Source organism: Stenotrophomonas sp. 116085_Sma, from assembly GCF_056479585.1.
The window spans coordinates 181,405-201,747 of sequence record NZ_CM151057.1; the positions used below are offsets into that span (position 1 = coordinate 181,405).

Annotated in this window: 23 protein-coding genes; 19 read left to right on the forward strand and 4 right to left on the reverse strand. The window is 65.4% G+C overall.

Features of this window, described 5'->3' with window-relative positions:
* Window positions 1–8 precede the first annotated feature (8 nt).
* The 13 genes from ACZK0Z_RS00800 (at window position 9) to ACZK0Z_RS00860 (ending at window position 11,495) form a co-directional block, all read left to right on the forward strand.
* Window positions 9–560, forward strand: a complete 552-nt coding sequence (locus ACZK0Z_RS00800; protein WP_197572800.1) for an imm11 family protein — start codon at window positions 9–11, stop codon at window positions 558–560.
* 719 nt (window positions 561–1,279) lie between these two features.
* The gene (locus tag ACZK0Z_RS00805; RefSeq protein WP_197632185.1) at window positions 1,280–1,954 is read left to right on the forward strand and encodes a hypothetical protein; all 675 of its coding nucleotides are present in this window, start codon (window positions 1,280–1,282) and stop codon (window positions 1,952–1,954) included.
* Between the two features lie 395 nt (window positions 1,955–2,349).
* Window positions 2,350–2,802, forward strand: a complete 453-nt coding sequence (locus tag ACZK0Z_RS00810) for a hypothetical protein (protein WP_197632184.1) — start codon at window positions 2,350–2,352, stop codon at window positions 2,800–2,802.
* 74 nt (window positions 2,803–2,876) lie between these two features.
* The gene (locus ACZK0Z_RS00815) at window positions 2,877–3,695 is read left to right on the forward strand and encodes a VENN motif pre-toxin domain-containing protein (RefSeq protein ID WP_157804768.1); all 819 of its coding nucleotides are present in this window, start codon (window positions 2,877–2,879) and stop codon (window positions 3,693–3,695) included.
* A 196-nt stretch (window positions 3,696–3,891) separates the two neighbouring features.
* Window positions 3,892–4,299 (forward strand): hypothetical protein, encoded by a 408-nt coding sequence (locus ACZK0Z_RS00820; protein WP_197632183.1) that lies wholly within the window; start codon window positions 3,892–3,894, stop codon window positions 4,297–4,299.
* A gap of 258 nt (window positions 4,300–4,557) precedes the next feature.
* Window positions 4,558–5,304, forward strand: a complete 747-nt coding sequence (locus tag ACZK0Z_RS00825; protein ID WP_197632182.1) for an N-acetylmuramoyl-L-alanine amidase — start codon at window positions 4,558–4,560, stop codon at window positions 5,302–5,304.
* 162 nt (window positions 5,305–5,466) lie between these two features.
* Window positions 5,467–5,961, forward strand: coding sequence for a cytochrome b (locus tag ACZK0Z_RS00830; protein ID WP_049429850.1), 495 nt, complete (start codon window positions 5,467–5,469; stop codon window positions 5,959–5,961).
* 51 nt (window positions 5,962–6,012) lie between these two features.
* Window positions 6,013–7,167 carry a murein transglycosylase A gene (gene mltA / locus ACZK0Z_RS00835; protein WP_049429849.1) on the forward strand — a complete coding sequence of 385 codons (1,155 nt, stop codon included), beginning with the start codon at window positions 6,013–6,015 and terminating at the stop codon, window positions 7,165–7,167.
* Between the two features lie 107 nt (window positions 7,168–7,274).
* A complete protein-coding gene (locus ACZK0Z_RS00840; RefSeq protein WP_197632181.1) occupies window positions 7,275–7,589 on the forward strand; it encodes a hypothetical protein in 315 nt (104 codons plus the stop codon).
* An 82-nt stretch (window positions 7,590–7,671) separates the two neighbouring features.
* Window positions 7,672–8,733, forward strand: coding sequence for a two-component system sensor histidine kinase NtrB (locus ACZK0Z_RS00845; protein ID WP_049429876.1), 1,062 nt, complete (start codon window positions 7,672–7,674; stop codon window positions 8,731–8,733).
* Window positions 8,726–10,174 carry a nitrogen regulation protein NR(I) gene (ntrC, locus tag ACZK0Z_RS00850; protein WP_049429847.1) on the forward strand — a complete coding sequence of 483 codons (1,449 nt, stop codon included), beginning with the start codon at window positions 8,726–8,728 and terminating at the stop codon, window positions 10,172–10,174. The genes ACZK0Z_RS00845 and ntrC overlap by 8 nt, the downstream gene beginning before the upstream one ends.
* A 93-nt stretch (window positions 10,175–10,267) precedes the next feature.
* Window positions 10,268–10,837 carry a superoxide dismutase family protein gene (locus tag ACZK0Z_RS00855; protein WP_197632180.1) on the forward strand — a complete coding sequence of 190 codons (570 nt, stop codon included), beginning with the start codon at window positions 10,268–10,270 and terminating at the stop codon, window positions 10,835–10,837.
* A gap of 31 nt (window positions 10,838–10,868) precedes the next feature.
* The gene (locus ACZK0Z_RS00860; RefSeq protein ID WP_197632179.1) at window positions 10,869–11,495 is read left to right on the forward strand and encodes a superoxide dismutase family protein; all 627 of its coding nucleotides are present in this window, start codon (window positions 10,869–10,871) and stop codon (window positions 11,493–11,495) included.
* A gap of 102 nt (window positions 11,496–11,597) precedes the next feature.
* On the opposite strand, the gene ACZK0Z_RS00865 is transcribed toward ACZK0Z_RS00860, so the two are convergent.
* On the reverse strand, window positions 11,598–12,485 hold the full coding sequence (locus ACZK0Z_RS00865; protein ID WP_049429844.1) for a hypothetical protein: 888 nt from the start codon (window positions 12,483–12,485) through the stop codon (window positions 11,598–11,600).
* 93 nt (window positions 12,486–12,578) lie between these two features.
* Here ACZK0Z_RS00865 and ACZK0Z_RS00870 point away from each other — a divergent pair, with 93 nt between their 5' ends.
* Entirely contained in the window at window positions 12,579–13,874 is a 1,296-nt protein-coding gene (locus tag ACZK0Z_RS00870) for an acetyl-CoA C-acetyltransferase (protein WP_100443738.1), read from the forward strand.
* Between the two features lie 131 nt (window positions 13,875–14,005).
* On the opposite strand, the gene ACZK0Z_RS00875 is transcribed toward ACZK0Z_RS00870, so the two are convergent.
* From ACZK0Z_RS00875 to ACZK0Z_RS00885, 3 genes are all read right to left on the reverse strand, one after another.
* Window positions 14,006–15,301, reverse strand: a complete 1,296-nt coding sequence (locus tag ACZK0Z_RS00875) for a heme biosynthesis HemY N-terminal domain-containing protein (RefSeq protein WP_197632178.1) — start codon at window positions 15,299–15,301, stop codon at window positions 14,006–14,008.
* Window positions 15,302–15,307: 6 nt separating this feature from the next.
* Window positions 15,308–16,285: a uroporphyrinogen-III C-methyltransferase gene (locus ACZK0Z_RS00880; protein WP_049429841.1), complete on the reverse strand. Its 978-nt coding sequence runs from the start codon at window positions 16,283–16,285 to the stop codon at window positions 15,308–15,310.
* A 103-nt stretch (window positions 16,286–16,388) separates the two neighbouring features.
* Complete coding sequence (locus ACZK0Z_RS00885; RefSeq protein ID WP_049429840.1) at window positions 16,389–17,198, reverse strand: uroporphyrinogen-III synthase; 810 nt, start codon at window positions 17,196–17,198, stop codon at window positions 16,389–16,391.
* A 35-nt stretch (window positions 17,199–17,233) separates the two neighbouring features.
* Here ACZK0Z_RS00885 and ACZK0Z_RS00890 point away from each other — a divergent pair, with 35 nt between their 5' ends.
* The 5 genes from ACZK0Z_RS00890 (at window position 17,234) to ACZK0Z_RS00910 (ending at window position 20,318) form a co-directional block, all read left to right on the forward strand.
* Entirely contained in the window at window positions 17,234–17,701 is a 468-nt protein-coding gene (locus ACZK0Z_RS00890) for a YiiD C-terminal domain-containing protein (RefSeq protein WP_100443740.1), read from the forward strand.
* 32 nt (window positions 17,702–17,733) lie between these two features.
* Window positions 17,734–18,159: a hypothetical protein gene (locus tag ACZK0Z_RS00895; protein WP_049429838.1), complete on the forward strand. Its 426-nt coding sequence runs from the start codon at window positions 17,734–17,736 to the stop codon at window positions 18,157–18,159.
* A 57-nt stretch (window positions 18,160–18,216) separates the two neighbouring features.
* Window positions 18,217–18,654 (forward strand): rhodanese-like domain-containing protein, encoded by a 438-nt coding sequence (locus tag ACZK0Z_RS00900; protein WP_004153552.1) that lies wholly within the window; start codon window positions 18,217–18,219, stop codon window positions 18,652–18,654.
* Window positions 18,655–18,753: 99 nt separating this feature from the next.
* On the forward strand, window positions 18,754–19,272 hold the full coding sequence (gene secB, locus ACZK0Z_RS00905) for a protein-export chaperone SecB (RefSeq protein WP_004153553.1): 519 nt from the start codon (window positions 18,754–18,756) through the stop codon (window positions 19,270–19,272).
* Window positions 19,273–19,292: 20 nt separating this feature from the next.
* Window positions 19,293–20,318, forward strand: a complete 1,026-nt coding sequence (locus ACZK0Z_RS00910; protein ID WP_197632177.1) for an NAD(P)H-dependent glycerol-3-phosphate dehydrogenase — start codon at window positions 19,293–19,295, stop codon at window positions 20,316–20,318.
* The last annotated feature ends 25 nt before the right edge of the window (window positions 20,319–20,343 follow it).

Consider the following 20,343-nt stretch of genomic DNA (forward strand, 5'->3'; position numbering starts at 1 on the left):
GGCCCGACATGAGCATTGCAGAGCGATGGACTCTAGGGAATATCAATCATGTGGATAACTGGCTCTTCATAGATCCTCCCGTCAACTTCATGGAACCTGGGACCTACAGCCTTGATCTCGTGAATTGTGGGGTTGAGGTCGATTACTCTCTTGCCGGGTATGCAAGTGTTCCAGTGGTAAGTGCGAGATTTCGAGATGCGCTTGTTGGCTTGCCTGAGTTCGATGAGCCCTATATGAATGTCGTTGTCGAACCATTGATCATCGAGGGTCAGGATGTTCGTGGCGAGTACTCTGTATTGATCGTGGAGACGCGCGTTGACTGCGTAGACGAAGGTCGTTCCGATTTCATGAAGTTTGAAGAGGATGATCCGGTCAGACCGGATCTCGCGGGTCAGTACAGGGCGTTCACGAAACTCATTGTCGATCGAGAGAGGATCGGCGCGAGGCATATTTTCCGAATCGAGAAATTCATGGGCGCGTTGATCGTGAGTGAAGAGGTGAGGCGTCGCCTGGATGAGGCTGGGGTGGTTGGTGCGGTCTACGATCCTGTTACTGAATGAGTAATCAATCAGTACATGGAAAGTTGACAAAATGCGTGGCGCTACCGACCTGTTATGGGTATGTATCTATCCATCTGGTCGGCGTGCTTGGTCGCAGGGGCGATTGTCTTCCTCGATTCTGAGTTCCGAATCAGCTCCCTCCGCTGCGGTCAGATGCGCGTGGTGGCACTCATTCCATGTGATCTACTGTGGGGTTTGGTTCGCTGTATCCTCATGCTTGGGTTGGTCACCCTACCTGTCCTGAGTATCGTGGCGATCGTGCGCTTCATGCGGCACCGCAGCTGCGGGCGTCCTGAACTATTTTGCTTATTTGTTCGTTGGTTGTTTTCGGACTTTCCGCGACGTACTTCACTTCCTGCTGGATATCCGCTCAGGGCCAAGGGGGGGCAGCGGTGCTTCGGGTGATCGGCGTCCGGCAAGTGCAGACTCCATATGAATGAAACAGGTTCAATCAGCTCGGCAGTAGCGATATGAGCAATGTGGGCAAGATGACGAAGTGGTCGATCGCGCTTCTGTCAATCGCCAGTGTACTGGCTACGATTTGTCCATGATCAGTCCCGCCTCCCTGTTTCCGCACCGCTGGCACTGGCCCTTGCGGCCTGCGCGGCTAGCGCGCCGGTGCAGCACACCCCGTTCGTCACCTGGGTGTGGTCGCCGAACCAGAACGCGCACACGCCGGATGGAATGGATGATGTGATTTCTGTGAGGACGAGGAATCAGTGAGTACTGAGGGCATTGCAATCCATCTTCAGGCACGGCCTGACAGAGCCATCTCGATTGCCGAGAGGCATCTCCATGTCATGGATAGGATGTCGGCAATCGAGTGCCCATTGGGATTCCATGGTCTCGAGCTGCCGCCTGTACCCGACTGTGGAGGAGAATTGCTGGCACGCTATGAGATCAAGACTGGACTGAAAGGTCTGTCGATCATCGGTACATACGCTTTCAGGGGGACCGGGTACGACTACGCGGATGTGGCTGCGTTGGACGAGATCATTCTGTATGGGTTCAGAAGCAGCAACAAGGCACGGGACTATCCGAGCGTTCTGACGAACTGCGTCGCTTCTGTTGCCGAGGCGTTCGGTGCGTACAGAGTGAAGGTCACGTACGGCATGCATTCGATGGACTATCAGGACGGTGTGGGCCGAGAGGGGCCAACCCTTGAGGATCTGAAAGCTGCTGGAGTCAAGGATTTCGACGGCAGGAAGAACATCCTGACGATGTACCCTGCCCAGTTCTGGGATGCCCGGCTTTGCAGCGACGCACTTGGATTTGGACCCGAGGAGGTTTTCTCCCGCCTTGAAGGTAAGGTTGATAAGGTGGAACTGACAGCGAGTGGTGTCTACATTCTCCTGAGTGACAAGGTTGATCTTTCCTATGAGGAGTATCTGTAGTTCAATCGCCGCGCAAAAGCGCTTCTGGGTTTGCAGTAGTCCGGAGCGTGACGGGATGACCCGACGGGTTACGTAACGCACCTCATCGATCCGAGCACCAGTAGTCTGATCAACATCACGGTGCCTGGAGCACATGCATTGGATCCGGGCTTTGTGATCCGACAGGTGCATACGAATGGATTCGGTGGATTCTCAGTCTCAACCAGAGGCTGGGGTACGGGTTCGAGTCCAATGTTCAACTAGAATTCGTGGGCCGATAGACAAGTGTGGAGTTCCAGTACGCGCGATATTGGTAGCGAAATTGGCAAGTTGCAGTGGCTTTGGAGTACTTTTCCCTCGAGGCAGAAACGCATGAGCTACCGGGGCCCTGATGGAAAGATGGTGGAGGTCTGCCAGTGAGTGAGCGTGAGTTGGGGGCAAAGATTGTGTCCGTGATTGCCAGTTCCGCGCTTGGAGGGGCTTTATTCATAGGCATTCCGCTGAGTTATCGGATAGGCAGTCTTTCGCAGGCTGCAATTTTCGCATCGCTGGTTTGCGCCATAGCTGCTGTGTTGGGCCTCATCTTCGGTGTGCCTGGGGTTATGCTTGTGGATAAATTTCTTCCGCGGCTCAAAGCTCGCCATGTTGTAGCTGCACCAGTCTGTGCCTTGTTGGCGTGGCTCGCGTTCGAGGGTGCCTTCTCTCCTGGCGCTTGGATAAAGGTCTGGACCAGTCCTTCCTTTTGGCTTGAGTGGGCTCCCGGGCGCGCTGGCATCATGCTTTTCATTGGGTTGGCCGCGGGTGCCTTCTACATGTTGATCTGGCCGCGGATTGGACGAATGATGAAGATCAACACGGCCTGTGATTGAGGGCGATGGAATCGGGTGCCTGTGCGCAGCAAGGTGGCGGCGGCTGACAGCCAGGCATACAGCGGCGCGGGGAAGTGGGGCGCCTCGATGACTACAACCGTGCACTGAACGCAGTGACGACGGCGCTGGTGAGTGGTGTGGCGGGACAGGGCGCTGGTCAGGTCGCGCCCAATGCACTGGCGCCATATGCCGCTTACTTCATCGGCAGCAAGCTGGACCCGAGCCACGGCAGCGATCCCAATGCGACTCTGCACTTTCTGTCGCATACGGTGTTGGGTGCGCCGCTGGCGGAAGCCAATGGAGGCAGCGCGGGAACCGAAGCGGTGTCCGCGACCGGCGGCGAGTTGGCCGCGAGGGTGCTGACCAATTCGTTGACCGGCGGAAACCCCGCCAAGCTGAGCCCGGAACAGAAGGAGGTGGCGCTGGCGCTGTCGCACGCGGTCGGAGTACTGGCGGGTGGCTTGTTAGCGCAGGATCTGGCTGGGATCACGTTGAATGCGGGGATTGCCAAGAATTCGGTTGAGAACAACTTCCTTGCGGAAGACCAGGCTCGTGCAATGAAGCAGCAGCTCGACGAGTGCGGCGGCGACACTTCATGCCAGAAGACGGTGCGTGATGTTGTTAAGCAACTGTCGGAGCGAATGGACTACGGGCTGCTATCGGTGTGTAGCGCGAACTCGTCGAGCCCTGCGTGTCAGGTGTTTGTCAATGCGGCCGTCTCCTACAAGTACGGCTCGTGGCCCGGAGTGCTTGGGCTGTTCGATGAACTTGGTCACAGTAGCGAGGCGCTTTCCTCGTTCGGCCACTCCCTGAACGGACGTGCCTATCGTGAGCTGATTTTTGAGAGTGGGGGCTCCAGCCGGTCTATATCCTGCCTCAAGAACACACTGTAGCTGCACTGGCGGAGTAGGCCGGGAATCTTGACAGGACGATTGATCAGTGCGGCCTCTTCTCGAAGGAATCGTCAGCTGAGCTGGGGCTTGGACTTTCGAAGGTACTGCTTCGAAAATATGGCGCTGTTACCATAATCGAAGGGAGCGGAGGCCTCGGGAAGGGTGCGAAGGCGGGCAGTTCTGAAGCACTGCGATGATGAGTTTGGAAGAAAATTCTCTGGCGAAGAAATTACTAATGGAAAGTGGGTGGCTTTTAATGTCTGATAGTTTCGAAAAATTCTCTTGCATTGATTTTACGGCTCTGTATGGAAGTGTTGTTTCGTTGAGGGCTTTTCTTGTTGTTCGTGGTAGGGAATGCTTTCTGGTGGATAGTCGTGATCATCAATTTTCTGATCTTAGGATGGATGTGTGTTCACCTGGTCTCGAAAGGTTGCTTGATGAGGCAGTGGGGGGATGGGTTGGTGGTGTTGCCTCATACTTTGATGAGATCCTCATATCGGGAGTAGTTCGCGAAGCGACGACCCGGAGAGACCTTGCGTCCATTGCGGAAGTTTCAAGACTTACACTTTTTAGGGATGAATTGGTGTTTGAAGTGATAGTTTGATGTTGGTTGTTTGCGGATACTGATTGGTACTTTGTGGTCTGATTGAGGTTGTGGGTTTTTGATTATTTTGGTTGTCATTGGAGAGTGGGGTTGTGGCTAGTGTCGGGCGAGGTGTTTGCGTGCAATTGTTTCTATGTGCTCGTGCGGGTCATTAGGCGAATTGTGGTTGTCGAATATCCGGTTTCAGGGCCAAGGGGTGTCTGGGAGATCGGCACGTCGCGCCGAACGACTGCTGCAGTCCATGGTTACAATCCGTCCATGATCAGCCCCCGCCTTCTGGTTTCCGCACTGCTGGCGCTCGCCCTGACGGCCTGCACCGCCACCGCGCCCGTGCAGCACAACCCGCTCGCCACCTGGGTGCCGTCACCCAACCAGAACGCGCGCACGCCACTCATCATCGTCATCCACCACACCGAGCAGAAGTCGGTGCAGCAGAGCCTGCATACGCTGCGTACCGCCAACAGTGGTGGGCCGGTCAGTGCGCACTATCTGGTCGGCTCCGATGGCCATCGCTATCAACTGGTCGCCGATGAGCGCCGTGCCTGGCACGCCGGTGCCGGGCGCTGGGGCACCATCACCGATCTCAACTCGGCTTCGATCGGCATCGAGCTCGACAACGATGGCCGCAGCCGGTTCAGTGCGGCGCAGATCGAATCGCTGATCGTGCTGCTGCGCGACCTCACCACCCGCCTGAACATCCCGCCGCGCCAGGTCATCGCCCATGCCGACCTGGCGCCGACGCGCAAGCAGGATCCCAGCCGTTTCTTCCCGTGGCAGGAGCTGGCCGAGGCCGGCTTCGGCGTCTGGCCGCGCGCGGCCGACGGGGCAGCACCGGAAGGCTTCGACGCGTGGAATGCGCTGGCCCGCTTCGGCTATCCACTGGACAACCGCGAAGCCACCGTCGCCGCCTTCCACCGCCGCTTCCGAGGCCGCGACGACCTGCCGATGACGCTGGACGCCGAGGACGCCCGCATCCTGCATTCGCTGCTGCTGCAGACGCCGTAAACAGGCCACCGGCTTGTGGCCGGCAACGGGCTGGTCCCTCGGGAATCTGATCGGGATCACTGAATGGATGGCTGCGAGATCTTTTTGCAATCCATTCGATGTTGTTCAAGGAGGTGAATGCCTAACGTCGCCCGACCTCATCAATCGAGCGAATCACCTCCCATGCGCTACTCCAAAGCCCAGGTGCTGCTGCACTGGATCTCTGCAGTCATCATCCTCTGGGCCACCATCAGTGGTTTCTCCGTAGCGCTCCTTGACGTGCCGCATACCGTCGCGGAAGCCATCGGCTTCTTCAACGTATCCATCACCTCGGTGTTGATTCCGTTGTTTGCCGTACGCGTGGTGATTGCCGTCTCAAATCATGGGGATGTGCCCGCCAGCGGAGCGGAATGGGCCGCGTTGATTGCTCACGCAGCTTTGTATCTTGTCACGATCGTTGTGCTGCTGACCGGCGTGCTGATGATGGAGCGGGAGATCAACGTGTTCAACCTGGTGACTTTCCCACAGCCCATCACCGACCCGCAGATGACAATGGCGTTCAATACCGCACATCGATATGCATGCGTCCTGCTTGCTGGGCTCCTGTTCCTGCACATTGCTGCCGTGGTCAAGCATCATCTATCGGGCAATGCGATCCTGAAGCGGATGAGTTGGTAAACGTCATGGAAAAGCCGCTCTGCAGCGGGTCATTTGCACTACATTTGACCGATGACCACATTCAACACCCAATCGAACCGCAGGTACTGGAGCCTGGGTATCCTCGTAGTGCTGGCGGGGTGCTCCACGTTGGAAACACCACCCGCAGCGGTGCCTGCCCCGTCGCCCGCCACCTACGCCAAGACCGAGTGGAGCGCACTGCCGCCGGTCTCCGATGCTGATCTGCAGGCCGGCTTCGTGGCCTGGCGCAGCAGCTGCACCCGCCTGAAGAACGACGCTGTCTGGGCCCGGCCCTGCGCCACTGCCGCAGCGGTGTCAGACAAGGATCCGGCCGCGATCCGCCAGTTCCTGCAGCGCGACCTCGATGTCTACGCCCTGCGTGCAGGTGGCCACCAGGCCGACGGATTGATCACCGGCTATTACGAGCCGATCTACCCCGGCAGCCTCACCCGCACCGACAAGGCGACGGTGCCGGTCTACGGCACGCCCGATGATCTGATCGTGGTGCAGCTGGACAGCCTCTACCCGGAACTGAAGGGCAAGCGCCTGCGTGGTCGTGTTGAGGGCAAGGTGCTCAAGCCCTACGACGATGCCGGCACCATCGCGGCCAAGGGCGCCAAGGCGCCAGTACTGGCCTGGCTGACCGACCCGATGGACCTGCAGCTGCTGCAGATCCAGGGGTCCGGCCGGGTGCGCCTGGCCGACGGCACGCAGGTGCGGCTGGCCTACGCCGAGCAGAACGGCCACCCTTACCGCGCCATCGGGCGCTGGCTGGTGGACCAGGGCCAGCTGAAGAAGGAAGACGTCACCATGGATGCGATCCGCGCCTGGGCCCGGGCCAACCCCGCACGCGTGCCGGAACTGCTGCGCAGCAATCCCAGCTACGTGTTCTTCGTGCGCAACCCGGACAGCCCGGAAGGCCCGCGCGGTTCACTGAACGTGCCGCTCACCGCTGGCTACAGCGTGGCAGTGGACCGTACCGTGGTGCCACTGGGCAGCCTGCTGTGGCTGTCCACCACGCGCCCGGATGGCACCCCGGTGGTGCGCCCGGTGGCCGCGCAGGACACCGGCGGCGCGATTGCCGGTGAAGTGCGCGCCGATCTGTACTGGGGCAGCGGCGATGCCGCCGGCAAGCTGGCTGGCGACATGAAGCAGAAGGGCAACATCTGGATGCTGTGGCCGAAGGGCGTGCCCCTGCCGAACTGAACCGGCAAGGGTCGGATCCCTTCCAAAGGAAAGGGCTCTGACCCCGGATGCCTGATAATGGCGCCATTCCGTACTTTCCGGCCGCGCCTGCGGCCAGGACCCCTGCAATGACCTACGCAAAGCACAACGCAAAATCCGGCGCGAAGTCCGCCGCAAAGAAGTACTACAAGCACTGGGCCGAATCGGGCCTGGGCAAGGGCAACGTGCTGATGGAAGCCCGCGGCGAGAAGATCGTCCGTCAGGTGGAGACCTACGGCACGACGGCGGTCTGGGCCGACGAACACGGCCACAGCGACGACCGCTTCCCGCTGGCCGACCAGCCGGTGTCGTTCCTCGATTTCGATGAGGACGACGAGATCTCCGCGCGCGAGTTCGAAAGCGCCTGGAAGAAGGCACGGCTGGCCACCGGCTATCCGGTCTGACGCCGCTGGTCCCGGGGTCGGATCCCTTTCCGAACGGAAAGGGCTCTGACCCCATAGCCGTTTTTTGCACTACATTGGTGCAATGTCCGACCCCGTATCCCCGCCGTCCCTCGATGCCCTTGGCACGCCGCTGGCCTGGGCTGGCGCTGATGGCCGCATCATCGGCTGCAATCCAGCCTTCGGCCGCTGGCTGGGTGTCAGTGGTCGTCGCCTGCTCGGCCAGCCGCTGGCCGCGCTGGAAGTACAGGGGGAGGCGCTGGCCCACTTCCTGGCCCGCGACGAGCGCGACAGCCTGCGCCTGAACCGGCTGGCGCTGGCGGTGCCCGGCGAGGCGCCGCGCTTCGCCGAGGGCTGGATGAGCCGCCGCGACGATGGCGGCTGGCTGCTGGAAGCGCATCCGGTCGATGAGTTCCCCGGGCTCGACCCGACCCAGGCCCTGCCCAGCGCACTCAGTGCGGCGCTGAAGGGGCTGGCCCACGAGCTGCGTAATCCGCTGGCCGGGCTGAAGGGCGCGGCCCAGCTGCTGGCCCGGCGCGCGGCCCAGCGCGACGCCAGCGAACGCGAGCTGATCGAACTGATCGGCTCTGAGATCGAACGCCTCAACGGCCTGCTCGACCAGCTGCTGTCGCCGGCCCCGGCGGCGCCGCACGCCGAACTGAACATCCATGCCGCGCTGGAACGCGTGCTGCGCCTGGCCGAGAACGAGGCCGGTTGGGCGGTGCGCCTGCAGCGCGACTACGACCCCAGCATTCCCGAATTCCACGGCGACGCCGACCGCCTCACCCAGGCGGTGTGGAACCTGGTGCGCAACGCGATCCAGGCCGGTGCGGGCAACATCACCCTGCGCACCCGCGTGGAGCATGGCGTGCGCATCGCCGAACAGCTGCATACGTTGGCGCTGCGCCTGGAGATCGCCGATGACGGCCGTGGCGTGCCCGAAGAACTGGCCGAGCACCTGTTCCTGCCGCTGGTCAGTGGCCGCGCCGAAGGCACCGGTCTGGGACTGGCGCTGGCCCAGCAGGTGGCGCGCGAGCATCGCGGCACGCTGACCTACCGCTCGCGCCCGGGCCATACCGTGTTCACCCTGCTGCTGCCGATCGGCAACGGCGCCGCCCCGGCCGAGGAGGCCCTGCGCGATGTCTGAGTCTTCTTCGTCCCCGCAGCGCATCTGGGTGGTCGACGACGACCGCGCCGTGCGCTTCGTGCTGTGCACCGCGCTGCGTGAGGCGGGCTACCAGGTCGTCGATTTCGACAGCGCCGCGCCTGCGTTGCAGGCCTTGAGCGAGGGCCCGCCGCCGGCACTGCTGTTCACCGATGTACGCATGCCCGGCGACGACGGCCTGGTGCTGCTGGACAAGCTCAAGGCCGCGCTGCCGCAGCTGCCGGTGGTGGTGATGTCCGCCTACACCGATGTGGCCAGCACGGCGGGGGCATTCCGCGGTGGCGCGCATGAGTTCCTGTCCAAGCCGTTTGATCTGGACGATGCGGTGGCGCTGGCACAGCGCGTGCTGCCGGCTGTGGCACCGGCACTGGCCACGCCCACGCCTGCCGCCGAAACGCACAGCGACCAGCCGCCGCAACTGGTGGGCGATACCCCGCCGATGCGCGCGCTGTTCCGCGCCATCGGTCGCCTGGCACAGGCGCCGTTGGCGGTGCTGATCACCGGCGAGACCGGCACCGGCAAGGAACTGGTGGCCAATGCGCTGCATCGTGAATCACCCCGCGCGCACGGTCCGTTCGTCGCGCTCAATACTGCGGCGATTCCCGCCGAACTGCTGGAGAGCGAGCTGTTCGGCCACGAGGCCGGTGCCTTCACCGGCGCGCAGCGCCGCCATATCGGCCGTTTCGAGCAGGCCGACGGCGGCACGCTGTTCCTGGATGAAATCGGCGACATGCCGTTGCCGCTGCAGACCCGCCTGCTGCGTGTGCTGGCGCAGGGTGAGTTCTTCCGCGTGGGTGGCCGCGAGCTGATCCGCGTCGACGTGCGCGTGGTGGCCGCCACCCACCAGGATCTGGAGGGACTGGTCGCGCAGGGGAAGTTCCGCGCTGATCTGCTGCACCGCCTGGACGTGGTGCGCCTGCAGCTGCCGCCACTGCGCGAGCGCCGCGAGGACATCGCGCAATTGGCCAGCACCTTCCTGGCTGCCGCCGCACGCAAGCTGGATACCCCGCCGAAGCGCCTGACCGCCGCGGCCCTGCAGGCGCTGCGCGAGCACGACTGGCCGGGCAATGTGCGCGAGCTGGAGAACGTGTGCTGGCGGATGGCCGCGCTGGCCGCCGCCGACACCATCGGCGTGGCCGACGTCGATACCGCGCTCAATCGCGCGCATGGCCGCCGCAGCCCCGCGCACGGTGCCGATCCGGGGCAGTGGGAAGCGCTGCTGGCCGAGTGGGCACGCCGGCAGCTGGCCGAAGGCGTGGAAGGGTTGCATGCGCAGGTGCGCGAGCGGGTCGACCATGCGCTGCTGGAGGCCGCGCTGCAGATCACCCATGGGCGCCGCGCAGAAGCCGCTGCCCGCCTGGGCCTGGGCCGCAATACCCTTACCCGCAAGCTGGGCGCCGGACGTCGCCGCGGGGGCCATTGAACGGCCCCTGCACGCGATCCTCGCGCCCGCTTGCCGAACCGTTGATCGTTCATGGACGATGCCGTCCGTAGTGTCACCTGCAAGGAGTCTTCGATGCGTCTGTCCTCTGCCATCCTGCCGTTGTCCGCCGCCGTGCTGCTGTCTGCCTGTGGCAGTGCGCCGAAGAAGGCCGAGCCCACCCCGCCGCCGCCGACCGTGGTCAGCGCCGCGAAACAGGCTGAGGCCAATCTGTCGCCGGCCTCGGCCAGCATCGTCAGTGGCCGCCTGGCATTGATGGCGGAGCCCGGTGGCCTGCACATCACCGGCCTGATTGGTGGCCTGCAGCCAATGCAGCAGGCCGGCTTCCACATCCACGAGCGCGGCGACTGCAGCGCGGTGGATGCCAGCACTGCCGGCAACCACTTCAACCCCGGTGGCGCCGCGCATGGCCGCGCCGGCACCGGCAAGCACCACCTGGGCGACATGGACAATCTGCGTGCCGACGCCCAGGGCCGCGCCAACGTCGATATCCACCTCAAGGGCGTTACCCTTGGCGGAGGCGCCGCCACCGATATCGCCGGACGTGCATTGGTCGTGCATGCCAACGCCGACGACTATCGCAGCCAGCCCGCCGGCAATGCCGGCGTCCGCATCGCCTGCGGCGTGATCCGGGTTGTCCGCTGATCACTGCAGGCATCATCCAGGGAGAGATTCCATGCGTTTGATCCACACTTCGCTGTTCGCCGCCATCACCGCGCTGGGCCTGGCGGCCTGCGGCCAGCAGCCCGCCGCACCGCAGGCGGAAACCCCGCCGGCCGCACCGGCCGACGGCGCCACCACCGAACCGGCCGCAACACCGGCACCGGCCGCCGCACCGGCCGCCGATGCTTCGGCCACCGCCGAGCTGGCACCGACCCAGGGCAACGAAGCCAAGGGCAGCGTCACCTTCAAGGTGGTCGACGGCAAGGTTCACGTGACCGGCCAGATCAGCGGCCTGAAGCCGGGCAGCGAGCATGGCTTCCACATCCACGAGAAGGGTGACTGCAGCGCGCCGGATGGCATGAGCGCCGGCGGCCACTTCAACCCGGGCCACCAGGATCACGGCAACGTTGCCACCGATCCGCACCACGGCGGCGACATGCCCAACATCAAGGCCGACGACAAGGGCGTGGCCACCATCGACGGCCCGGTCTCCAGCAACGTCAACATCGGCAAGGGTGATGACTTCGACATCATCGGCCGCGGCCTGATCGTCCACGCCGATGCGGATGACTACAAGACCCAGCCGACCGGCAACGCCGGCGCGCGCCTGGCCTGTGCGGTGATCCAGAAGGCCCCGTAAGAAGCACGTGCCGCCTGTAGAGCCGAGCCACGCTCGGCTGCTCTGCAGGCGGCCTGAGCCGGGCATGGGCTCGGCGCTACAACACGCGCCGCCCGTTTCCTGTCAGCGCGCCAGCAGCTCGCGCGCGTCCTGCCCGGCCTCGCAATGCACGAACAGCACCGGCACACCGTGTGCTTCCAGCACCGCGGCCATCTGCCGCTGGCGCATCAGGAACTGCTCGTAGATGCCCTTCAGGCGGTCGCAGTCGTTCTTGCCGTGGTTGTAGTGCGCACACCAGCCGGCCGGGTCGAACAGCGCCATGCGTGCCTCGCCATGGGTGTAACGCAGCAGCGGCTCGGGCGCGGCGTTGAGCCACTCGTCCTCGCCCGGCGCCATGATAGCGGTCTCGATCAGCGGCCACAGCGCGGCCAGGCCCTGGTTGTCGTACTGCATCGACATCATCGCGGCCAGGTCGTTCACGGTGAAATAGCGCGCGTGCTCGATGCGGGCACCGAAGCTGTTCTGCGCCATCAACGCGGTGTCGGCATGCGCCATGCCGTTGGCCAGCAGTGTCTCTTCCAGCGCATTGGCCACTGCATTGGTGGTGGCCACGTCGCTGCCGGTCAGCAGGAACGGCACCACGCGCAGGCCACCGCCCACCAGGCTGGCATCGGCCTGGAACGGCAGCGGTACGTCACCGTTGGCATCGGTACCGAACGCCAGCAGGCGCGGGCCCTGGTTGCGGCCCGGGGCACGCATCTGCAGTTCTTCCAGGCGGCGATGGATCGGCCAGCCCGGGCGCAGTACTTCGGCCGGGTCGAAATGGGCGGCAGCGAACACCAGGTCCAGCTCGGCCACCTGCGGCACCAGCTTGGACAGGTCGCGGCCGACGCGTTCGGCCAGTTCACCGGCCTGTTCAGCGCTGAGCACCGCCTGGCGGGGGATTTCGCCGCCGGCCAGTTCCAGGGCCAGCACGCCAAGGGCATTCATCGCGGGGTCGGGTTTGCTCATGGTTCCACGGTTGGCCCATCACAGGGCGGCAGCTACACTTGGCTCCATTATGCCTGCTCCGTCGTGCAGGCCATGTTGCAGACACCCTCATCCATGCCAGGTATCTCCATGCCCAACGCTCGTCCCGTCGCCATCCTCGGTGGCGTCCGCATTCCGTTCTGCCGCCAGAACACCGCGTATTCGGATGTCGGCAACCTCGGCATGTCGGTCCGTACGCTGGGCGCGCTGGTCGAACGGTTCGGCCTGCATGGCCAGCAGCTCGGTGAAGTGGCGATGGGTGCGGTGATCAAGCACTCCAGCGACTGGAACCTGGGCCGCGAAGCCACGCTGTCCTCCGGCCTGTCGCCGCTGACCCCGGGCATCACCCTGCAGCGCGCCTGTGGTACTTCGCTGGACAGCATCATCACCGTTGCCAACAAGATCGCGCTGGGCCAGATCGAATCGGGCATCGGCGGCGGTTCCGATACCACGTCCGACGTGCCGATCGTCTACGGCAAGAAGCTGCGTGCGCGCCTGCTGGCTGCCAACCGTGCCAAGAGCACCGGCGACAAGATCCGTGCGCTCACCGCCGGCTTCAAGTTCTCCGAACTGAAGCCCGAGTTCCCGGGCGTGGCCGAGCCGCGCACCGGCAAGAGCATGGGCGACCATTGCGAGGACATGGCCAAGGAATGGAACATCTCGCGCGACTCGCAGGACGAGTGGGCGGTGTCCTCGCACAAGAAGCTGGCTGCCGCTTATGAGCGTGGCTTCTTCAGCGACCTGATCGCACCGTTCCGTGGCGTCGAGCGCGACAACATCCTGCGCCCGGATACCTCGCTGGAAAAGCTCGCCACACTGAAGCCGGCCTTCGACAAGGTCTCCGGCCGCGGCACGCTCACCGCCGCCAATTCCACCCCGCTCACCGATGGCGCTGCCGCGGTGCTGCTGGCCAGCGAGGAATGGGCGCGTGCGCACGGCCATGAGCCGCAGGCCTACCTGCGTGATGCCCACGTGTCGGCCGTTGACTTCGTGCACGGCGAAGGCCTGCTGATGGCGCCGACGGTGGCCGTGCCGGAAATGCTCAAGCGCAATGGCCTGACCCTGCAGGACTTCGACATCTACGAGATCCACGAAGCCTTCGCTGCGCAGGTGCTGTGCACCCTGCGTGCGTGGGAGAGCGAGGATTACTGTCGCAACCGCCTGGGCCTGGACGCGCCGCTGGGCCGCATCGACCCGGACAAGATCAACCTGCTGGGTTCGTCGCTGGCTACCGGCCATCCGTTCGCCGCCACCGGCGCACGCGTGATCGCAACGGCGGCCAAGCAGCTGGCCGAACGCGGCGGCGGCCGTGCACTGGTATCGATCTGCACCGCCGGCGGCATGGGTGTGGTGGCGATCGTCGAACGCTGATTGTTGCGACCACACGCCAACCAAGGTTGGCGACTACCGGGTTCCACATATGAAAACGCCGCCCGATGGGCGGCGTTTTCGTTGGTTGCTCCGGTGGGTGCCGACCGTTGGCCGGCACACCTCAGCCATGCTTACGGCAACCGCGGATTACCGAATTCGTCGCGCTCTTCGTTGGCGTCATACACCGGCGGCTGCACCGCGATCGGCTGCTCTTCCACCGTGGCCCGCGACGGCGCTTCAATGCCGCGAACCAGCTCCACGCTGTCCTCGCCACGCTGCAGGCGCAGTGCATTGGCCAGGCACTGCGCGGCCAGCGCGTGTTCGCCACGCTGCGCGAACAGTTCACCCAGCGCTTCCCATGCCGGCGCACCCGCGCCCGCGGCGATGGCTTCGTGCAGGAACGCATCGGCGGCATCCCACTGCTGCTGGGCCAGCGCCACGCGGCCCTGTGCCAGGCGCAGCGCGGCCGAGTCGTCATGTACGTTGCGCCAGCGCGCCAGGTTGCTCTGGCGGGTGGCCAGGCGCTCGGCCGGCAGTCGGCCATACAGCGCCACCAGCTCGTCGTCCCAGCGATGGTCCAGGGCCTGTTCCAGCGCCAGCAGCGCGGGCTCGTCCCAGTTCAGTGCTACCGCACGGCTGGCATACGCGCCCACCACGTCCGGGGTGGGGCGCAGCGCCTTCGGCGTGGCCTCCCACTGCGCGGCCAGCGCATTGACGTCGGCCGCTTCCAGCAGCGCCTGTGCCGCCAGGCGTGCTTCCAGTTCGCTGTTCGCGTCGGTCGGCAGCACCTTGCTCTGGCGCAGCGCACCCAGCTGGCCATAGGCCTCGTGGGCGCGGCCGGCGCGGGCCAGCGCTTCGGTACGCAGCCACAGGCCGCGTGGCGGCAGCGGCTGGATTGCCGCTACGTCCAGGGCATTGATCGCATCCACCGGCAGGTCGCGCGCCAACAGCTGTTCGGCGCGCAGCAGCGCCTGCAGCGTGGCATCGCTTTCGCCCAGGCGCTGCAGCAGTGCTTCACCGGCGGGGCCGTCGGCACGCGCCTGTGCGCTGCGCACAGCGTTGGCCAGCGCCACCGCGCTCACTTCCGGGTCCTTGGCCGCGCCGTCCAGCAGCTTCTCGGCACGCTGCCACTGGCCATGTTCGTATGCCTGCAGGCCGTCGATCAGGCGCACCCGGCCCTGCTTGCGGCGGTAGCGGCCCCAGGCCCGGAACGGTGCGGCAATCAGGCTCCACAGCAGCCACAGCACCAGCACCGCGATCACCGACAGCAGCGCTACCTTCGGCAGGTTGCTGTGATAGTCGTAGCCGCCGTAACGCAGGGTCACTTCGCCGAAGCGGTTGAGGTCATCGGCGCCGAGCCATTGCGCGGCGACCACGCCGATGGCCACGGCCAGCAACAGCACGACCAGGGATTGCAGGGGTTTCATGCGGGATTACCTCCGGTCGGTCTGGGTGCGCAGTTGCTGCAGGGTGCTGCCAAGAACGGCGTTGCTGGCCTGCAGCGGAAGCTCGCGCAAGGCCTTCAGTTCAGCACGTTGCGCGCGCAGGGCCGGTGAATCCGGCCAGCGTCGCTGTGCCCAGTGCTCCACGCGTGCCAACGCGGTATCGCGGCCGGCGCGGTCGCCACGTTCGATCGCGGCGCGCGCCAGGGTCAGTTCCAGTTGCAATGCATCGTCGGCATTGCGGCGTTCGGCAGCGGTCAGCGGGCCGTTCTGGCGGCTCGGTGTGATGTCCACGAACGGGGCCAGCGTCGATTGCCACCATGGTTTTGCGGGGGCGGTCGCAGCGTTGCCGGTCACGTGCGAGGGCAGCCCCTGCAGTGCCTTGGCCAAGGCATCCAGGCGCTGCAGCGACTGCACGCGCGGGCCGGCGCCCAGTGCATCGAGCGCATCGCGCTCCTGCACCAGCGCCTGGCGCAGGTTCAGGCCTTCGCTGTCGGGAAGGTCGGCCAGCGCGGTGGCAGCCTGTGCGTACAGGCGGCGCGCGCCGTCCACGTCGTCGGCGTAGTTGAGGCGCTGCGCGGCCTGGGTCAGCAGCAGTTCGGCCTCATCGCGCTGTACCGCCTGGCGCCCCTGGTTGGCGCTGTCGGCCAGCTTGGCCAGGTTCTCTTCCAGCAGCGCACTGCGCTGCGAGAGGCCCAGCATCTCGTCGCGCAGCACGCGGTTGGTGGCCGCCGCATCCTGCAGGCGCTGGCTGGTCGCGCGCTGGTCGCGGCGCAGCGCGTCCAGCGTGGCTTCCAGGCCCTGCAGCTGCACGGCGGTGGTCTGCGCCTGCGCGTACTGCTCTTCCTGTTGCTGCTGCCAGAAGTACCAGCCGGCATAGCCGCCCGCACCCAGCACGACCACCCCGGCCAGCGGCAGCAGCCAGCGCACGGGTCGATGGGGTGGAGCAGCGGGCGGAGTGTCGTTCATCGGGCTTCCTTGTCGGCTGTGTTGCCAGTCGGTTCCGGCAGGCCGCGTTGTGCACAGCATCACTGTTGCCGACGGCAGCGGCAAGCGTGACGCACGTCCCTGTTCAGGTCGCTGCCGGGCCGGTGAGCGTGGCGTGTGCAGCGGCGACCAATTGTTCAGTGGTTGGCCCGGCACTGCGCACGACCCGGTGCAGGCCCAGGCCGCGAGCCTGTTCACCCAGCCGGTCGCTGGCGACCACGATGCTGGCATGTGCCCGCAGGCGGTGCTGCAGCACAGGCGGAATCTGGCGCCAGAAATGCTGAAGCGCTTCGCCACTGCTGACCGCAAGCACCCAGGGATACGCTGAACGCTCCAGCCGGGCCAACATACGCGGTGGCAGGCCCAGCAGACGGCGCTGATAGACGTCGGCGCGTTCGAGGGTGGCGCCGGCCGCTTGCAGCTGCGCACCAATGAGGCCGCGTCCACCGGGGGCGGTGACCAGGCCGATGCGCAGGCCCTGCACCTGCGCCAGAACCGGCAGGGCGAGCAGGCCTTCGCTGTCCATCCGCTGCGGTGCATGCACCTGGTCAATGCCCTGCGCCCGCAACGCGCGCGCGGTGCCTTCGCCCACCGTCAGCCAGGGACTGCGCTGCGCCTCGGCCAGCGGCAGCAGCGTGGCGGCTGCGGCCACCGCAGCCGGGCTGGTGAACACCACCCGATCGCAGTTCAGCGCGCGTTGCAGCTGGCGCACCACTGGCGTGCCCTGCAGGCGTTGCAAGCGCCAGGGCGGCAGGGCCACGACATGCCCGCCCAGCCCAGCAACGGCGCGGCGCAGCGTCGCATTCTGGCCCCGCGGGCGCAGCGAAATGAAGGTCCAGCCCGCCTCGGAACCGGCAGCGCCAGTGGGTATCGTATGGTCGGCCATTGCCTGCATTATGCGGGCCCTTCGTTGTCGTGGTCGCTGCTCCGATGTCCGTTGATGCCCTGACTTCCTCGTTGGCCGCCCTGCAGGACGTGCTGGACTGCATGCCGGCGGTCCGCGCCATGCAGATCCAGCTCGACGGCTATGCCGACGGCGTACTGCGCATCACCGCGCCGCTGGCCGCCAACGTCAACGACAAGGGCAATGCCTTCGGTGGCAGCCTGGCCTCGGTGCTGACCCTGTCGGGCTGGGCACTGGTCAGCCTGCGCCTGCGCCTGGCCGGCCACGATGCCGAGGTCTACGTGGCCGACAGCAACCTGCGCTACCTGGCCCCGGTCTACGAAGACCTGCATGCCCATGCCGAAGCGGCCGAAGCCAGCGGCTGGGACGCCTTCCTGAATACCTTCCGCCAGCGCCGCAAGGCCCGCATCAGCATCATCGCCACCCAGCCCGGCGCCGATGGCAAGCCCGCCGCCGAGTTCAGCGGGCGCTTTGTTGCCTTCGCCAGAGGGTAGGATGGCAGGCTGACGTTCTGGGGAAACCACCGATGCGCCGCCTCATCCAGTTCCTGATCTGTTCCCTGCTGCTGGCCAGCGCCGCCGCCTCGGCCGACGACCTCAGCCGCAAGCAGCGAAAGCTGCTGGAAGAGACCCAGATCGCCTATGGGGCGACCATCCGCTGGGGCAGCATGGACGATGCCATCGGCTATCTGGACCCCAAGCAGCGCAAGGAAAAGCCGCCCACCGAGTTCGAGCTCAACCGCTACGCGCAGCTGCGCGTGTCGTCCTACCGCGAGCGCAGCAGCGCGGCGCTGGAAGGCGGCCTGGTCGAGCGCCGGGTCGAAATCGGGGTGATCAACCAGAACACCCAGGCCGAACGCACCGTGATGGTGGTCGAGCGCTGGCGCTGGGATCCGGAGGCCAAGCGCTGGTGGCAGACCGCCGGCCTGCCGGACCTGTGGAAGGGGCAGTGACGGGCCGCGTCCGGCTTGTGCGACAATCGGCGCCCGCTTAATCGACCCGTGACCTGAGTGAATTACGAAGAGTTGCTGGCCTTTGCAGGCCGAAACCCGATGCTGTCCGCGGCCCTGGTCGGCCTGACCGTGGCCATCATCGTCACCGAGATCCGCCGCCTGTTCCGGGGCTTCAAGGGCATCAAGCCCGCCGAACTGACCCAGCTGATGAACGCGGGTGGCACGGTGGTGGTCGACCTGTCGGCCAGCGGTGACTTCGAGAAGGGCCACATTGCCGGCAGCCGCAACGCCCAGGCCAGTGCCTTCGGCCCGGACAACAAGCTGGTGGCCAATGCCAAGCAGTCGCCGGTGGTGCTGGTGTGCCGCAGCGGCAACGCCTCGGAAACCGCCGCCAAGGCACTGAAGAAGGCCGGCTTCGAGAAGGTCTACGTGCTCGACGGCGGCATTCCCGCCTGGCAGCAGGCCGAGCTGCCGCTGGTCAAGGGCCGCAACTGATTGCCGCAGGTGGCGGATCCGGCCTTGTATGGGCCTGATGCCGCCCCCATCGCAGTAATTCGACCATCGTTTTCATTGCATTCATTGGAGTTACTGGAAATGTCCGAAGAGATCACCAACGGCGCTGCTGCGCCGGTCGATGCCGCCACCGGCCCCGCTTTCACCGTCGAGAAGATCTACGTCAAGGACGTCTCCTTCGAGTCGCCGAACGCTCCGACCATCTTCAATGACCAGGTGCAGCCGGAGCTGCAGCTGAACCTGAACCAGCAGGTGCAGCGCCTGGGTGAAAACGCCTTCGAAGTCGTGCTGGCCGTCACCCTGACCTGCCAGGCCGGTGAGCGCACCGCCTACGTGGCCGAAGTGAAGCAGGCCGGCGTGTTCGGCCTGGTCGGCCTGGACCCGCAGTCGATCGACGTGCTGCTCGGCACCCAGTGCCCGAACATCCTGTTCCCGTACGTGCGCCAGCTGGTCAGCGACCTGATCCAGGCCGGCGGCTTCCCGCCGTTCTTCCTGCAGCCGATCAACTTCGAAGGCCTGTACGCAGAAACCCTGCGCCAGCGCCAGGAGCAGGGCGACGCACCGTCGCTGGCTGACTCCGAGCCGGCCGGCAACGCCTGATTCCTGCCGCGACGTCACGGATGAGCACTACCGCTGACAAGATCGCCGTGCTGGGCGCCGGTTCCTGGGGAACCGCGCTGGCCAGCCTGCTCGCACGGCACGGTCACCCGACCGTGCTGTGGGGGCGCGACGCTGCCGTGGTCGAAGCCATCGACCAGCGCCACGAGAACCCGCGTTACCTGCCGGGCATCCCGCTGCCGGACAGCCTGCGTGCCACCACCGACCTGGCGTCGGCGGTGGAGGGCGCGGCCTGGATCCTGGTGGTGACCCCGTCGCACGCCTTCGGTGAAACCGTGCGTTCGCTGGCGCCGCTGCGCCCGGCCGGTGCCGGCGTGGCCTGGGCCACCAAGGGCTTCGAACCCGGTTCGGGCCGCTTCCTGCATGAAGTAGCGCGCGAAGTGCTGGGCGAGGACGTGCCGCTGGCCGTCGTCACCGGCCCGTCGTTCGCCAAGGAAGTGACCCAAGGCCTGCCGACCGCGATCACCGTGCATGGCGACGTGCCCGAGTTCGCGCAGACGGTGGCCGAGGCGATGCATGGCCCGGCGTTCCGTGCCTACACCGGCGACGACATGGTCGGTGCCGAGCTGGGCGGTGCGATGAAGAACGTGCTGGCCGTGGCCACCGGCGTGGCCGATGGCATGCAGTTGGGCCTCAACGCCCGTGCCGGGCTGATCACCCGTGGCCTCAACGAGATGCTGCGCCTGGCCGCTGCCATCGGTGCCAAGCCGGAAACGCTGATGGGCCTGGCCGGCCTGGGCGATCTGGTGCTGACCTGCACCGGCGACCTGTCGCGCAACCGCCGCCTGGGGCTTGCCCTGGGCCGTGGCCAGACGCTGCAGGATGCCGTGCGCGAAATCGGCCAGGTGGTCGAGTCGGTGCAGACTGCCGACGAAGTGATGCGACAGGCACGCCGCCATGGCATCGACCTGCCGATCTCCGACCGCGTGCGCGCCGTACTGCACGGCGAGCAGACACCGGAAGAAGGCCTGCGCGCATTGCTGGCGCGGGAACAGAAACCGGAATACCCGGACACACTGTTCAAGTGAATCGAAAAACCCCGGCTTCGCGCCG